The following is a 13,958-nucleotide window of genomic DNA, read 5'->3' as shown; positions in this document are numbered from 1 at the left end:
GCAAAGATAAAGTTGATCTGTCAAGATGAAAAACTATTTTTGTTATCTGAACAGTTAAAAGAGTAAATATGATCCTATCATCACTTGGGAAACACAGGGATACCGGCCTCCTGATCTTACGGATAGTCGTAGGCCTGGCTTTTATGATGCATGGCTACCCGAAAGTAACCGGGGGAATGGAAATGTGGAGCGGCCTCGGGGGCGCCATGAGCGTATTCGGCATTAATTTCGGCGCACCAATCTGGGGAGCGCTGGCTGCTTTCACTGAATTCCTGGGCGGTTTCCTGATCCTGATCGGCTGGGCGTTCCGCCCGGTATGTATCTTACTGGCATTCACGATGCTTGTTGCCGCTCTTACCCATTATACGGGAGGCGACGGCTTTTCAGGCTACGCCCATGCTATGAAAATGTGCGCTGTATTCATCGGCCTGCTTTTTATAGGGCCGGGCAAATACAGCCTCGACAGAAAATAAACGTATGACCTGCCCCTGTCACTGGAGTGTGCAGGCAGCATTCCTGGTACTGCCTGTACTGGCCTGGGGCCAGGGGGAACAGCTGCAGCATGGCGACTGTGCTAATCCCATAGAGCTGAAGCCCGGACGGGAGTACATTTATGAGAAAAGCCCCTTTGGGCCTGGAAAGAAGCAGGAATTCGACGGGAACGAGCATACCCTTCATCTTTTTCCAGCCGAAATAAATACGGTCTGGTACCGGTTCAATGCACCTGCGGAAGGGCTTGTCATTTTCGAGGTACGGCCTTTTCGCCAGGCTGATGATTATGACTGGATGCTTTTTAAGCAGGAAAGCACGGCGTCCTGCGATTCCATTTTCCGGTATGGAATAAAGCCTCTTCGCAGCAATCGCGCCCGGAACGATCTCCGCATGAGCAGCAAAACCGGGCTGCACCGGGACTACGAAAACCTGCATGCTCCGCCGGGCCCCGGGAAAAGCTACAGTAAACCCATCGCTGTAAAAAGAGGCGAAACCTACCTGCTTGTACTGGACAATATTTATCCCGGCGGGGAAGGGCACAGCATTATCGTACACTACGCCGATCGTGAGGTTTTGCCTTCGGTGACCATAAAAGGCCGGATCATTGACAAAGTAACCGGCAAACCCATTTCGGCCAAAATATATGCGGAGGAAGACAGCACAGGCTATTCCTTGCTGGAAGCCCTGGTCGATTCCATTCCGGCCGCTTTTACGGTTGAAGTTTCGCGGAATACTGCTGTCCGGCTGGCGGCAGTAAAAAAGGACTACCTCCTGACCACACTAAACTTCAGGGCGGGAACCGCTGACACTTCTCTTGTATTGAGCCTTGAACCCGCCGATAAGGGTAGCCGAATGGTCTTGTTCAATATCCACTTTCTTCCCAATAAGGCCGAATTTCAGCCCGACTCCTTTTCGGAACTCCAGCGCCTGCTGGAATTCATGCAGCAATCCGCGGACAAGTACATCCGCATCACCGGTCATACAAATTCCAACGTGTTCACCAGTAAAAGCTGGCTGCTTGACCTGTCCGTATACCGGGCAGCGGCCGTCCGGGATTACCTGACCGGGCACGGGATTGAGCCGGGCCGCATTCGCATCGCAGGCGCAGGTGGAAGCCGTCCGCTTACCGAAAGCAATGAGATGAAAGAAGCGATGAAAAATCTGAGGGTTGAGATTGAACTGCTGAATTAAAGGCGTATTCATCCTGAAACCGCTGAGGCGATTGTAAAAAACCATTTACATTAGAAATTTAACTACCTGTTATACAGATAGTTGATACAAATACATTACCGGCTGTCTGTTATAAGCACATACTTGGTATTGCATAGTACTAAATAAAACATATATCTTTGCATTGTTATGATAGTCGAAAATACACAAACCCAGATGAGGAAAGGGATCCTGGAATACTGCATCCTTTCGATCATCTCCCGCGGAGAGATCTATGCCTCAGATATAATAGGAGAACTGCGGGAAGCGCGGCTCCTGGTGGTGGAGGGGACCCTGTACCCGCTTCTGACCCGCCTGAAAAACAACGGGCTGCTCAGCTATAACTGGGTGGAGTCCGTTTCGGGGCCGCCAAGAAAATATTATTCGCTTTCTCCAACCGGAACGGAGGTCCTTGAAAAACTGGACACTACCTGGGAAGAACTGACTTATGCCGTGAGCATGACCACTAAAAAAGAGAAACCAAGCAACAAACAATAAATAGCATGAACAAGACTGTCAACATAAATATAAGCGGCATGGTCTTCCATATAGAGGAAGATGCTTACGATGCCCTGAAAAAGTACATGCATGAGATCAAGCTGTATTTTTCAAAGTCCGCCGAGGACACGGAAGTGGTGACCGATATCGAAAACCGTATTGCCGAAATGTTTTCGGAAATCCTGAAGGCAGGAAACCGGGAAGTGATCGTCATGAAAGACGTGGAAGGCATCATTGCCCAGATAGGGCAGGTAAGTGATTTCGGGGAAGCCGCTGAAACTGAAGAAGAAAGCTTCGCAAGCGCTGAGCCGGAAACGCCCAGGCGTCTTTTCCGCGACCCGGAAGATAAGAAACTCGGCGGCGTTTGTGCGGGCCTTTCCCATTACTTCGGATGGGATCCGGTATGGCTGCGGATCATCACCGCGCTGCTCACGATCTTTACTTCCGGCATTGTAGCGCTGGTCTATATCATCCTCTGGATGGTAATGCCCCAGGCAAAGACGCTGGCTGAGAAAATGGCCATGAAAGGAGAACGCTTTCATTTATCCAATTTTCGCAAATCCTTTGATGAGGAAATGACCGGCGTAAAAGCCTCCTTCAACCATATCAGGAACGAAGTCAGCAACCCGGGCAATGCCGCATCCTTCAAAAGATTCGTGAACGAGCTGATAGACCTGGTTGTACGGTTAGTCAGGGGCCTGGGTAAAATAATACTCCCCATCATCGCGGCATTGCTGATTGCTTTCGGCTCTATCTGGCTCATTTCTACCGTAGTTGGTATAGTTGGCTATTCCGGTTTTAGCGAAAACGAGCTGGCAGGAGGCTTTCCTTTCAATGTCATGGATCCGCAATTTAAAACGGGATTCGTGATCAGCGCCGCCCTGGTTATAGGTATTCCGGCCCTGGCTATTGTGCTTCTGGGCGCGCGGCTTCTCTTAAAAACCAATGTAATGAACGCTCCTATTGGGCTGGGAATGCTCGCCATATGGCTTGGCGCATTAGGGTTTGCCGCCTATTACGGCACTTCCACGCTTTCAGATTTCCGCCAGGGCGCTTCCATTAGGCAGATAACGGAGCTGAAACCGGCCGGAGAAGCTACCTGGCGCCTGGAGCTGGACGAATATACAAGCGCGGGAAGAAGCGGCAGCCTTTCCGATACGGGTGCGGTTCACCGCCGCATGCTCGAGGTTACTCCTTACAGGGATCAGCACGCTTCCTGGAGGGATTATGATGATAACTTCGAGGACTGGGATGACTGGGACGAAGACCTTTATGAAGTGGATCTGAAGATTGAACAAAGCGTAACCGGCAACGCTGCGCTGGTTCAGGTATTCAATTCAAGGGGAGGAAACTTTAACGATGCCGTTAAAAATGCCGAAAGCGTCCGTTATGAATTCGATCAGCGCGATTCAATACTCCGTTTCGGAGAACATTTCAGCCTGGCTGGGAATGCCTTGTGGAGGGCGCAGAAAGTGGAACTTACCCTGCAGCTTCCGGCCAACAGCACGTTGATCATCGACAAAAAGCTGCGCAGGATATTGGAAAACCACGAAGTATACGCGCAGGATTTCAGTAAGGTTCAGCGCTGGACAGTGACCGGCGAGGGATTAAAGCCGGCGGAGCAGCTTCCCGCCGATACAACGGCTGCAAGATAGCGGCGGATTTCTCCGGGTTCCCGGCGGCTCTCCGGTGTTTCCTGAGTTCCGCAGTTTCCCGGGTTTCCGTAGTTTCCCGGAGTCTCTGCGGTTTCCACGAGGTCTCCGCGGTTTCCCGGATTTCTCCGCAGTTCTCCGGGATCAGGCGATAAACCGGATCAGCACCTCGTTCTTTTCCACCGACTCTCCGGCCTTCACGCTTATTTCCTGTACGGTGCCATCACCAGGTGACTTAATAATGTTCTCCATTTTCATGGCCTCCAGCACCAGCAGGCTGTCGCCCTTTTTGACCTCCTGCCCGGGGCTTGCCAGCACCCTCAGTACCAGCCCGGGCATGGGGGCCTTGAGGTCGTTCACCTTTTGAGCCGCGGCGCCGGCCATGCCCATTTTCTCGAGCAGGTCATTAAAGCGGTCCCTGGCTGAAAACGCGTACAGGTTCCCGTTCACTTTCAGCTGACCGCTCCGGGAAGCAGGATCGTTTGCCAACACCTCCACATTATAGGAACGGCCGCGAAAGAGTACGTGGAAGCATCCTTCCCTGAGCATCACTATGTCCGGGGCAAAGGTTTCGCCGTTTACCATAAATTCCCCGCTTTTCCCTTCCACCTGGAAATCTTCGCGGTCATTGATCCTTATCCCGTAGCTCTTCATACATTTTTGGTTCTGGACTAGTTCATCAGGGCATACCGGACAAGGTTTACTCCCATCTGCAGGGCTTTCTCGCGGCTGGCGGGGGAATCATCCGGATATGTACCCGCGTCTTCCCAACCGTTACCCAGGTCGGTTTCATAATCGTAAAAGCAGACAAGCCTTCCCTCGTAGATCAGGCCGAAAGCCTGGGGGCGCTTTCCATCATGCTCATGGATTTTAGGAAGGCCGTTGGGAAAATCGTATTGCTGGTGAAATACTTCGTGAGACGGAGGAAGCTCCGTAAACTCCAGCTCCGGGAAAACCTTCTTCATTTCCCTGCGGATGTAGGTATCAAATCCGTAATTGTCGCAAATATGCAGGAAGCCCCCACCAATAAGATAGGCCCGCAGGTTCTCTGCTTCCTGTTCCGAAAAAACAATATTTCCGTGCCCCGTAGCGAACAAAAACGGGTAGTTGAACAGCTCGCTGCTGCCCGGCTCCACGATTGCTTCATCAGGATAAAAATTCATGCCTGCCTGCCGGTTACAGTAGCCGGCAAGGTTGGAAAGGGCCGTCCGGCTGCCGTACCAGTCTCCGCCGCCGCTGTATTTCAGCCGGGCCATCCGGTAAGAAGGAGGAGCAAAGGACGTCAGGCCGATACCGGCCAGCATAATCATCAGTAGGAACCATCGCTTCATCTTATAAAGATACAGGCCCTGAATGGAAATAAGAAATGGGCCGGGCGCACAAGGCTGGAAAGAGCAACCGGGGCGCGCGATCAGCAACGCGCAACGTTAACGGTTCAGGAAGCTCAGTTCAAAGCAAACAGCCAGCCCGGCGGTTTCGGTGCGGAGGCGGGTTTCTCCAAGCCCGAGCGGAATAAAACCGCAGCGCAGTGCCTCCGCTACTTCTTCGGGCGTAAAATCGCCTTCGGGCCCGATCAGCGCCAGGACGTCCCTGCCGGGCTGCGCGGTTTCTTTCAGGGAATGTTTAGGCCCATGGCCGCAATGCGCGATACATCGCAAAACTTCCGGTTTCCCGCCTTCCGGTACGGCTGGCAGGCCTTTCATAAAATCAGCGAAGTCGATCGGTTCATTCAAAACCGGGTGATAGGCGCGAAGGCTCTGTTTTACGGCGGAGGTAATGCGTTTAAACAGCCGGTCAGTACGGAGAACGCGGCGTTCGGAGCGTCCGCAGATCAGGGGAGTGATCTCGTCTATCCCCGCTTCGGTCGCTTTTTCCAGGAACCACTCAAAACGGTCGGTATTTTTGGTAGGGGCAATGGCAATATGCAGGCGATAGGGTCGCTTCCCGAAGTCTCGTTCAACCGCCGTAATCTCCAGCGCACAATGTTTCGGATCCGCTTTCGCAATACGGGCTGTATAAAACCCACCCTTCCCGTCTACCAGCTGCACAAAGGCCCCTTCCTGCAGGCGCAGCACTTTTACGCAATGCCTGCTTTCCGCTTCATTCAGCGCATAAACCTTCGCTTCCTCAATATCCGGCGTATAAAACAGCTGCACAAAAAAACCCTTTAAACCTTACTCGCGAACCGCTAACTCTGGAAAAAACTATAAACCGCTGCGAGCAACAATACTCCCAACTCTATAAACTATAAACTATAAACCGTTGCGAAGCAACAATCCCCAACTCAAGACAAAAACTGTAAACCAAAACTACAACCTTTGAACCTTGAACTTTAAACCTTGAACCACACCCGCAACTATAAACTGTTGCAAAGCAACTATTCATCCTCACTGTTTTCAGTGACTTCGTCGCCTTCCAGGCGCAATAACCGGACAGATTCGACCTTCCGGTTTATTTTAGTGAGAATGGTGAAATTATAACCGTAGGCATCCTTGGTTTCGCCAACTTCGGGGATCTTCTCAAAGATCACGTTCATCAATCCTGCTACCGTATCATAATCGTCGTCTTCGGGAAGTTCCTCTGGAAGGAATTCGTTGACGTCGGTGATCGGCGCAAGTGCATTGACCAGGTATTCATTTTCGTCCACCTGCTCCACCACCGGCTTTTCTTCGTCATACTCATCCTGGATCTCGCCCACCAGTTCCTCCACGATGTCCTCCAGGGTCACCATGCCGGCGGTGCCGCCGAATTCATCCAGTACCACAGCCATCATGGTATTTTTCTTTAGCTGCAATTCTTTCAAAAGGTCGCTCACGTTTTTCGATTCGGGGGTAAAATAAGGCTCGCGCATGATCTCGCCCGGCACCACTTCCTGCCCGTCCCGTACCTTTACCAGTACATCCTTGGCATGGATGATACCAACAATATTATCAATGGACTTATCAAAGACCGGGAAACGCGTATACCGCTCGTTAATGATAATATTCAACACCTCTTCAGAGGAAGTATTGATATCAATAGCCGAAATTTCCGTGCGCGGCACCATGATGTTCTTCACAATGCGATCCTTGAAATCGAAGACGTTCTGTATAAGTTCGTGTTCAGAGGAATCCAGGGCTCCGGTCTCCATTCCCTGTGCGAGCAAAAGCTGCAGCTCTTCGGTCGTATGTACTTCACGGCCTGTAACAGGCTTGATCCCGATCATCCGCAGCATGAGGTTGGCAAAGCCGTTCAGCAGCCATACGATAGGCCTGAAAATATAATAAAAGAGTTGCAGGGGCAGCGCTATAGCAATGGAGGTGCTGATAGGCCGTTGTATGGCAATGGATTTGGGCGCCAGTTCGCCGAAAACAATGTGTAGAATGGTCACCAGAAAAAAAGCGACCGGCACTGACCAGCGATGAGCTTCTTCAGGTGATAACACGCCGCCAAACAGGGAAAGAAGAATCTGCTCCCCTACATTTTCACCCACAAAGCCAAGACCAATACTGGCAATGGTAATTCCCAGCTGAGTAGCCGCCAGGTAGCCGTCCAGGTGTGTAGTAATGTGTTTGGCTATTTTTGCCGCCCGGGCGCCTTCCTGTATCTTGAGGTCTATCTGCGAAGCGCGAACTTTTACAATAGCAAATTCCGCTGCAACGAAGAAGCCGTTCAGGATTACAAGGAAAACCGCCAGAATAATATCAAAGGCCATCTTTCCCTTAACTTTTGAAAGTATCGAGGTAAAGCTGCAAGCTTTCCTCGATGATCCGGTAAGCGTGTTCGCGGCCCAGGAACTCCTCTACCACCACGTTTCCATGCTCCAGCGTTTTGTAGTCTTCAAAAAAGCGAATGATTTCCTTTTCGGTATGAGGAGGGAGGTCGGACAGGTCGTTAATATAATTTACCGACATATCGTGATTGGCCACCGCAATGATCTTATCGTCCTTTTCATCATCGTCCACCATATGCATTACGCCTATGACTTTGGCTTCCACCAGGCACAGGGGGACCAGCGACTGGGAACATAATACCAGGATATCCAAAGGGTCCTTATCGTCGCAATAGGTTTGCGGAATAAAGCCGTAATTGGCCGGGTACATCACGGATGAAAAAAGAACTCTGTCCAATTTCAGCAAGCCGCTTTTCTTATCGACTTCGTATTTGGCTTTCGAGCCCTTGGGTATTTCTATTAGGGCATTCACCACCCGGGGGGATTCCGGGCCCGGTTCAACCGAATGCCATGGGTCTGCGTCCATATTTTTAATGAAACTCCTTTAGTTCTGATTGTTCTTTCTCTTTCTCAGCTGCTGCAATGTCCTTTTCCAATTCTCTTTTACGTTTGCGCTCCTTCAAAAAGGTCCTGAACAATGGAATCATACTCAGGACGATGATGCCGACAATAATAGGTTCCAGGTTCTTCTGTACAAACTCAATTCTTCCCAGGAAAAATCCTGCAAGAGTCATTGAAGTAGCCCAGATAATTGCTCCGAAAATATTAAAAATACAAACCTTTTGAAATCAAGGCCTACCACTCCAGCAACAATAGGAGCAAAGGTACGAATTATAGGCAAAAAGCGACCGGCCACAATGGCAAAGCCGCCGTACCGGTCGTAAAAGTCCTTGGCCTGAAGCACGTATTTCTTCCGGAAAAAAAATGTATCGTCCCGTTTGAAGATAACCGGCCCCGTTTTGCGGCCAAACCAATACCCGACAAAATCGCCCAGAATAGCGGCGATTGAGATCAGCAGGATTAGCAGGGTTACGTTTCCTTCAACCAGGGAACCTTCCGCGCAAAGCATGCCGGAAACAAAAAGCAGCGAATCACCCGGCAGGAAAAAACCGAAAAAAAGGCCAGTCTCCGCGAAAATAATCAGCAAAAGCACCGCCAATGCAAACGGCCCCATACTTTGAAGCAGTTCGAGAGGATGAATAAGTTGCTGAATAAATTCCCAGATTTCCCGCATCGGCTTTTCTTGATTTCACAATAATAAACAAAAAAGAGGCCGCCTACAAAATATCGGTGATTAATCCGGGGAATATTCCAAACAAGAAAAGAAGGATAACTACCACGGAAAGCACCCAGCGTTGACCTGGCTGCACGGAAATTGCGGCGGCAGCGGCATTTTCCTTCATGTACATGGCAATCACCACTTTAAAGTAATAATAAATACCAATCATCGCATTGATAACGGCAATGATCACGAGCCAGGTATATCCCTGTTCAAGCGCTACCTTAAACACGTAAAATTTTCCGAAGAAGCCGGCGGTCAGCGGAATTCCCGCCAGGGAACACACCGCAAGCGTTAAGGTAAAAGCAAGGAACGGATTGCTCTTCGACAGCCCGTTAAAGCTATCCAGGTGATCGCTGCCTCTTTCCCTGCTCACCAAAATCATAATTCCGAAAGCCGCCACGGAGGCCAGCGAATAAGCAATGGTATATACCAAAACAGCGGAAGAAGCTGAAAGGCCTACTGCCAGGATGGCCAGCAGCAGGTAGCCGGCATGCGAAACGCTGGACCAGGCCAGCAGCCGCTTGAAGTTCTGTTGAAAGACAGCACTTATATTGCCCGAAAACAGGGTGAGTATGCATAAAACCGCCACCGTAACGGACCAAAAGCCGGAAATATCGGGAAAGGCGATAGAGAACAGGCGCAGGAAAGCGGCGAAGCCGGCAGTTTTTACGACCGTTGCCATGAACATGGCCACCAGGCCCGGAGAACCCTGGTACACATCCGGCGTCCAGAAGTGGAAAGGAGCAGCCGATACCTTGAAGGAAAGCCCTACCAGCATGAGGAGTACCCCGCAGCGGAACAGGCCGGATTCAAGAGCATCGCTTGCGGCAATAGCAGCCAGGTTAAAGGAACCTGTGGCGCCGTAAATAAGGGCTATTCCGAAAAGGAGGAAACCCGTTGCAAAGGAGCCCATTAAAAAATATTTCAGCGAAGCCTCATTTGATGAAGGATCGTTCCTGCGGATGCCGGCCAGCACATACAGGCTTACGGACAATATTTCAATGCCGATGAAGAGCATGGCCATATTGTAAAAAGAAACCATCACAATGCCCCCGGCAAGGGCAAAAAGTAACATGGCGTAATATTCGGCCACATTACCGCTGATCTTCTCAAAATAATTCCTGGAAAGGCCGAAGATGAGCAGCGTGGTAAGAATGAGCAGGACGGAAAAGGCAACGGCATAATTATCGAACAGCATCATCTCGCTGAAATACATCTTTTCCTGATTCCAGTCAAGCAGCGCCATGGCCGCTGCAGCCAGCAATCCCGTGACCGACACCGGCAACAGGGCGGTTTTGTACTTGAACAAGCCCAGGTACAATACAGCAACTGCTAAAAGCGATACGATGATTAATGACGTCATTTATGGTAACAAATTATCCGAGAGCATTTGAAAATTAACCAGCTTCGCGTTCACCTGGTCAAGCAGCAGGCTTACCGAATGTTCCGTGAGGGAAAGCAGGGGAGCGGGATAAACCCCTATCAGAATTACAAGGCCCGCCACCACGAATAACACGATCCTTTCAGAACCCCGGATGTCCCTGAATCCCGAAGTTATGTCATTGGAAATACCCAGCATGGAATCTTTATACAGGCGGAACATATAAACCGAGCTGAAAATGACCGTAAGGCCAGCCAGAACCGCGAACAAAACACTATAACTGAAAATACCGCTAAGCAATAAGAATTCCCCTACGAAACCATTGGTAAGCGGCAGGGCTACGCTGCCCAGCAGCACGATCATAAAACATACGGCCAGCACCGGGGCCTGGTGTACAATACCTCCCAGCGCAGCCCGGTCATAAGTCCCGGTACGGTTAAACACAATATCCACGATAAAGAACAAGCCCAGCACGTTAATGCCGTGGTTGAGCATCTGGATCATGGCGCCCTGCATAGCCTGTTCGTTCAGGGTGAATAACCCCGCTGCGATCAACCCCACGTGCGCAATGGATGAGTAGGCAATGAGGCGTTTAATGTCTTTCTGCCGGAAGGCAATCACCGAAGCATAAATGATCCCGGTCACGGCGAGCGTAATAATGACGTCGGCCCAGTTGAATACGGCCGCCGGTACTACCGGAAGGATCCACCGGATCACTCCGTAAATACCCATTTTCAGCATAATGGCCGCCAGCAGCATGGTTCCTGCGGTAGGCGCCGCTGCATATGTGTCAGGCTGCCAGGTATGAAAGGGAAAAAGCGGCATCTTTATGGCAAAAGCAATGAAGAATGCGAAAAAGACCCATACCTGCTGCTGGTAATCCAGGTTAAGCGCATAAAAGGCGGTAATATCAAAAGTATGGCTGCCCGGTGTTTGCAGGTACAGATAGATAATGCCTACCAGCATAAAAAAGCTGCCCGCGATCGTATAGATCAAAAATTTGAAAGTAGCCTTTACCCGGTTTTCACCGCCCCATAAGGCGGCAATAAAATAAATTGGAATGAGTGCGGCTTCCCAGGCAATATAGAACAGGAAGGCGTCAAGAGCCACAAATACGCCGGTAAGGCCGGCCTGCATAAACAGGATCAGGGCATAAAATATGGCTGGCTTGCGGATCTCCCGCTGGAAAGTGGAAAGGACGACCAGGGGCACCAGAAGAGCGGTCAGCAGCACCATCATCAGGCTGATCCCGTCCATGCCCAGCTTGAAGCTGATCCCGAGGCTTGAAACCCAGGGGATGTCGGCCAGGAACTGGTATTCGCCCGTGGGCAGGGCATTGATCCAGGCATAGCCAACCAGCAGCAGCTCCACCACGGAAAATGTCAACGCGGCATATTTCGCTTTTGCAGGCGGGAATGCCAGGGTAAGCAAACATGCCAGCACAGGGAATAATAATAGTATGACTGTAATCATTAATCGCTGCTAAAAGATCAAATAGTTCAAAAGAAAGATCAGGATAATCCCTGCTACCATATAAAACAGGTAACTGCCAATCCTGCCGGTCTGCCACAGCCGGAGGGTCGAGGAAAAGGCGACAATGGTTTTTCCTATGCCATTCACCAGGCCGTCAATTACACGGATATCCATAATACGGTAAAAAAATACAGATAGGGCATTCAATGGCCGCGCTACAACGGCCTCGTATAGTTCGTCCACATAAAACTTATGATAGGACAGCGCCATCAGCCCTGTGCGGCGTACGCTCTCTTCCCGGGGAATGGTCTTTTTCTTTACATACATAGACCAGGCGATGCCTATGGAACCCAGCACACCAAGGACCGAGATAGCCATCAACAGCCATTCAGTGCTATGAGAAACATGCATAGCCGGCAGCACTTCCTTGCTTTGGGCAAATACCGGAGCCAGGTAGGCGCCCAGCAGGTGGGCCTGATGCGCCATGACTTCCGGAAGGCCCAGGAATCCGCCGATTACCGATAATACGGCCAGTACGATCAGCGGGATCGTCATGGTGGAAGGAGACTCATGCAGATGCTGCTTCTCCTGTTCGGTTCCCCGGAACTCGCCCCAGAACGTGAGGAACATCATCCGGAACATATAAAAGGCGGTCAACAAGGCGGCGGCGAAGCCGATCACCCATAAAAGCGGCTCATGGAAAAAAGCATGAGCCAGGATCTCGTCTTTAGAGAAAAAGCCTGAAAAAGGCGGGATGCCCGAAATGGCAAGCGTAGCCAGCAGCATGGTCGCGAAAGTAATTGGCATCGCTTTTTTCAATCCTCCCATGCGGCGCATGTCTTGCTGGTTATGAAGCGCATGAATAACGCTTCCGGCGCCCAAAAACAGCAGCGCTTTGAAAAACGCATGCGTCATTACATGAAAGACCGCTCCCGTGAACGCACCTACTCCCAGCGCCAGGAACATATATCCTAACTGGCTCACCGTGGAATAGGCCAGCACTTTCTTAATATCGTTCTGTGAAATGGCTATCAGGGCGGCAAAAACGGCTGTCGCCAGCCCGGTGACTGCAACCACGGTCATGGAAACAGGTGAAAGTGCGTAAAGAATATTGGAACGGGCCACCATATAGATCCCCGCTGTTACCATGGTAGCGGCGTGAATAAGGGCGGAAACCGGTGTGGGACCAGCCATAGCGTCCGGCAGCCAGGTGTAGAGGGGGAGTTGGGCGCTTTTCCCGACGGCCCCGATAAAGAGGCAGAGGGTAATAGCCAGCAGCCGCGGATCTCCGCTTTGGAAGCCGGCGGCCTGCGGGAATATTTCGGTAAAATCGGTGCTTCCGAAGGTTCCGATCAGGAGGAATACCCCAAGCAGAAAACCCAGGTCGCCGATACGGTTCATAATAAAGGCCTTCTTGGCCGCGTCATTATAGGCGTCATTCTTATACCAGAATCCAATGAGCAGGTAGGAACAAAGACCTACTCCTTCCCAGCCAATGAACATGATCAGGTAACCGGCTCCCATTACCAGGAGCAGCATAAAGAAAACGAACAGGTTCAGGTAAGAAAAGAACTTCCCGAAGCCTTCGTCATCATGCATATAGCCGGCTGAATAAACATGGATCAGGAAACCGATCCCGGTAATGATAAGCAGCCATACGCAGGTTAGGGGATCAATGTAGAATGAAAAAGGGATGTGCAGGCTTCCGACGCTGATCCAGTCGAATAGTTTTACAGTAACAGCCCCGGCATCACTTCCCTTTAGCTCAAAAAATACCAGCAGGCTCAGCACAAAGGAGAACAGGACTGAAGTGCTGCCAATAATGCCCGCCGCTTTTTTCGGAATTTGTTGAATGCCCAGCGCGTTCACTAAAAATCCCAGGAAAGGAAGCAAAGGTATTAACCAGGATTTCTCTATCATCACCACTTCAGTTTATTCATAATATTAATGTCCACGGAACCCGTATTGCGGTAGATCATCACGATAATGGCCAGGCCTACCGCTACTTCCGCCGCGGCAACCGCCATGATAAAGAAAACGAATACTTGCCCGGACGGATCTCCGTGATGTACCGAAAACGCGGCCAGCAGCAGGTTCACCGCGTTCAGCATCAATTCAACCGACATCAAAATAATGATCGCGTTCCTGCGTATCAGCACGCCGATGACGCCGATGACGAACAGGGTGGCGCAGAACCATATATAATGTTCCAGCGGTATCGATTGTATAGTTTGCAGTGTTTCTTCCAACTTTATTGAT

The 13,958-nt window shown here is 50.7% G+C and carries 15 protein-coding genes; 4 read left to right on the top strand and 11 right to left on the bottom strand.

The window, feature by feature from the left end; all coding sequences use genetic code 11:
* The first annotated feature begins 68 nt into the window (after positions 1-68).
* The 4 genes from FRZ59_RS04715 (at position 69) to FRZ59_RS04700 (ending at position 3,854) form a co-directional block, all read left to right on the top strand.
* A complete protein-coding gene (locus FRZ59_RS04715; protein ID WP_132128158.1) occupies positions 69-473 on the top strand; it encodes a DoxX family protein in 405 nt (134 codons plus the stop codon).
* A 4-nt stretch (positions 474-477) separates the two neighbouring features.
* Positions 478-1,683 (top strand): OmpA family protein, encoded by a 1,206-nt coding sequence (locus tag FRZ59_RS04710; protein WP_132128157.1) that lies wholly within the window; start codon positions 478-480, stop codon positions 1,681-1,683.
* A gap of 168 nt (positions 1,684-1,851) precedes the next feature.
* On the top strand, positions 1,852-2,199 hold the full coding sequence (locus FRZ59_RS04705) for a PadR family transcriptional regulator (protein ID WP_132128156.1): 348 nt from the start codon (positions 1,852-1,854) through the stop codon (positions 2,197-2,199).
* A 5-nt stretch (positions 2,200-2,204) separates the two neighbouring features.
* Complete coding sequence (locus FRZ59_RS04700) at positions 2,205-3,854, top strand: PspC domain-containing protein (protein ID WP_132128155.1); 1,650 nt, start codon at positions 2,205-2,207, stop codon at positions 3,852-3,854.
* Between the two features lie 141 nt (positions 3,855-3,995).
* Here FRZ59_RS04700 and FRZ59_RS04695 read toward each other — a convergent pair whose 3' ends face one another.
* The 11 genes from FRZ59_RS04695 to nuoK all read right to left on the bottom strand — a co-directional run bounded on the left by FRZ59_RS04695 (position 3,996) and on the right by nuoK (position 13,948).
* Positions 3,996-4,505: an acyl-CoA carboxylase biotin carboxyl carrier protein subunit gene (locus FRZ59_RS04695; RefSeq protein WP_132128154.1), complete on the bottom strand. Its 510-nt coding sequence runs from the start codon at positions 4,503-4,505 to the stop codon at positions 3,996-3,998.
* A 17-nt stretch (positions 4,506-4,522) separates the two neighbouring features.
* The gene (locus FRZ59_RS04690) at positions 4,523-5,182 is read right to left on the bottom strand and encodes a DUF4159 domain-containing protein (protein ID WP_132128153.1); all 660 of its coding nucleotides are present in this window, start codon (positions 5,180-5,182) and stop codon (positions 4,523-4,525) included.
* Positions 5,183-5,278: 96 nt separating this feature from the next.
* The gene (locus FRZ59_RS04685) at positions 5,279-6,007 is read right to left on the bottom strand and encodes a 16S rRNA (uracil(1498)-N(3))-methyltransferase (protein ID WP_132128152.1); all 729 of its coding nucleotides are present in this window, start codon (positions 6,005-6,007) and stop codon (positions 5,279-5,281) included.
* Between the two features lie 221 nt (positions 6,008-6,228).
* Positions 6,229-7,545 carry a hemolysin family protein gene (locus tag FRZ59_RS04680; RefSeq protein WP_132128151.1) on the bottom strand — a complete coding sequence of 439 codons (1,317 nt, stop codon included), beginning with the start codon at positions 7,543-7,545 and terminating at the stop codon, positions 6,229-6,231.
* Between the two features lie 7 nt (positions 7,546-7,552).
* On the bottom strand, positions 7,553-8,089 hold the full coding sequence (locus FRZ59_RS04675; RefSeq protein ID WP_132128150.1) for an inorganic diphosphatase: 537 nt from the start codon (positions 8,087-8,089) through the stop codon (positions 7,553-7,555).
* 4 nt (positions 8,090-8,093) lie between these two features.
* Positions 8,094-8,297 carry a hypothetical protein gene (locus tag FRZ59_RS18825; protein ID WP_225975189.1) on the bottom strand — a complete coding sequence of 68 codons (204 nt, stop codon included), beginning with the start codon at positions 8,295-8,297 and terminating at the stop codon, positions 8,094-8,096.
* The gene (locus FRZ59_RS04670; RefSeq protein WP_225975188.1) at positions 8,294-8,797 is read right to left on the bottom strand and encodes a DedA family protein; all 504 of its coding nucleotides are present in this window, start codon (positions 8,795-8,797) and stop codon (positions 8,294-8,296) included. The genes FRZ59_RS18825 and FRZ59_RS04670 overlap by 4 nt, the downstream gene beginning before the upstream one ends.
* 43 nt (positions 8,798-8,840) lie before the next feature.
* On the bottom strand, positions 8,841-10,208 hold the full coding sequence (locus FRZ59_RS04665) for an NADH-quinone oxidoreductase subunit N (RefSeq protein ID WP_132128148.1): 1,368 nt from the start codon (positions 10,206-10,208) through the stop codon (positions 8,841-8,843).
* On the bottom strand, positions 10,209-11,699 hold the full coding sequence (locus FRZ59_RS04660; protein ID WP_132128147.1) for a complex I subunit 4 family protein: 1,491 nt from the start codon (positions 11,697-11,699) through the stop codon (positions 10,209-10,211). It abuts the gene before it with no gap.
* A gap of 9 nt (positions 11,700-11,708) precedes the next feature.
* Positions 11,709-13,619, bottom strand: coding sequence for an NADH-quinone oxidoreductase subunit L (gene nuoL, locus FRZ59_RS04655; protein WP_132128146.1), 1,911 nt, complete (start codon positions 13,617-13,619; stop codon positions 11,709-11,711).
* The gene (nuoK, locus tag FRZ59_RS04650) at positions 13,619-13,948 is read right to left on the bottom strand and encodes an NADH-quinone oxidoreductase subunit NuoK (RefSeq protein ID WP_132128145.1); all 330 of its coding nucleotides are present in this window, start codon (positions 13,946-13,948) and stop codon (positions 13,619-13,621) included. The genes nuoL and nuoK overlap by 1 nt, the downstream gene beginning before the upstream one ends.
* Between the last annotated feature and the right edge of the window lie 10 nt (positions 13,949-13,958).

Source organism: Anseongella ginsenosidimutans, from assembly GCF_008033235.1.
In the GTDB taxonomy this organism is placed as follows: Bacteria; Bacteroidota; Bacteroidia; order Sphingobacteriales; family Sphingobacteriaceae; genus Anseongella; species Anseongella ginsenosidimutans.
The sequence above is the reverse complement of the archived record's forward strand: the minus strand, read 5'-3'. Positions and strand labels throughout refer to the sequence as shown.

Coding starts and splice junctions, on each gene's coding strand:
- FRZ59_RS04715 (WP_132128158.1), top strand. CDS start 69: ATGATCCTATCATCACTTGGGAAACACAGGGATACCGGCCTCCTGATC.
- FRZ59_RS04710 (WP_132128157.1), top strand. CDS start 478: ATGACCTGCCCCTGTCACTGGAGTGTGCAGGCAGCATTCCTGGTACTG.
- FRZ59_RS04705 (WP_132128156.1), top strand. CDS start 1,852: ATGATAGTCGAAAATACACAAACCCAGATGAGGAAAGGGATCCTGGAA.
- FRZ59_RS04700 (WP_132128155.1), top strand. CDS start 2,205: ATGAACAAGACTGTCAACATAAATATAAGCGGCATGGTCTTCCATATA.
- FRZ59_RS04695 (WP_132128154.1), bottom strand. CDS start 4,505: ATGAAGAGCTACGGGATAAGGATCAATGACCGCGAAGATTTCCAGGTG.
- FRZ59_RS04690 (WP_132128153.1), bottom strand. CDS start 5,182: ATGAAGCGATGGTTCCTACTGATGATTATGCTGGCCGGTATCGGCCTG.
- FRZ59_RS04680 (WP_132128151.1), bottom strand. CDS start 7,545: ATGGCCTTTGATATTATTCTGGCGGTTTTCCTTGTAATCCTGAACGGC.
- FRZ59_RS04675 (WP_132128150.1), bottom strand. CDS start 8,089: ATGGACGCAGACCCATGGCATTCGGTTGAACCGGGCCCGGAATCCCCC.
- FRZ59_RS18825 (WP_225975189.1), bottom strand. CDS start 8,297: ATGACTCTTGCAGGATTTTTCCTGGGAAGAATTGAGTTTGTACAGAAG.
- FRZ59_RS04670 (WP_225975188.1), bottom strand. CDS start 8,797: ATGCGGGAAATCTGGGAATTTATTCAGCAACTTATTCATCCTCTCGAA.
- FRZ59_RS04665 (WP_132128148.1), bottom strand. CDS start 10,208: ATGACGTCATTAATCATCGTATCGCTTTTAGCAGTTGCTGTATTGTAC.
- FRZ59_RS04660 (WP_132128147.1), bottom strand. CDS start 11,699: ATGATTACAGTCATACTATTATTATTCCCTGTGCTGGCATGTTTGCTT.
- nuoL (WP_132128146.1), bottom strand. CDS start 13,619: ATGATAGAGAAATCCTGGTTAATACCTTTGCTTCCTTTCCTGGGATTT.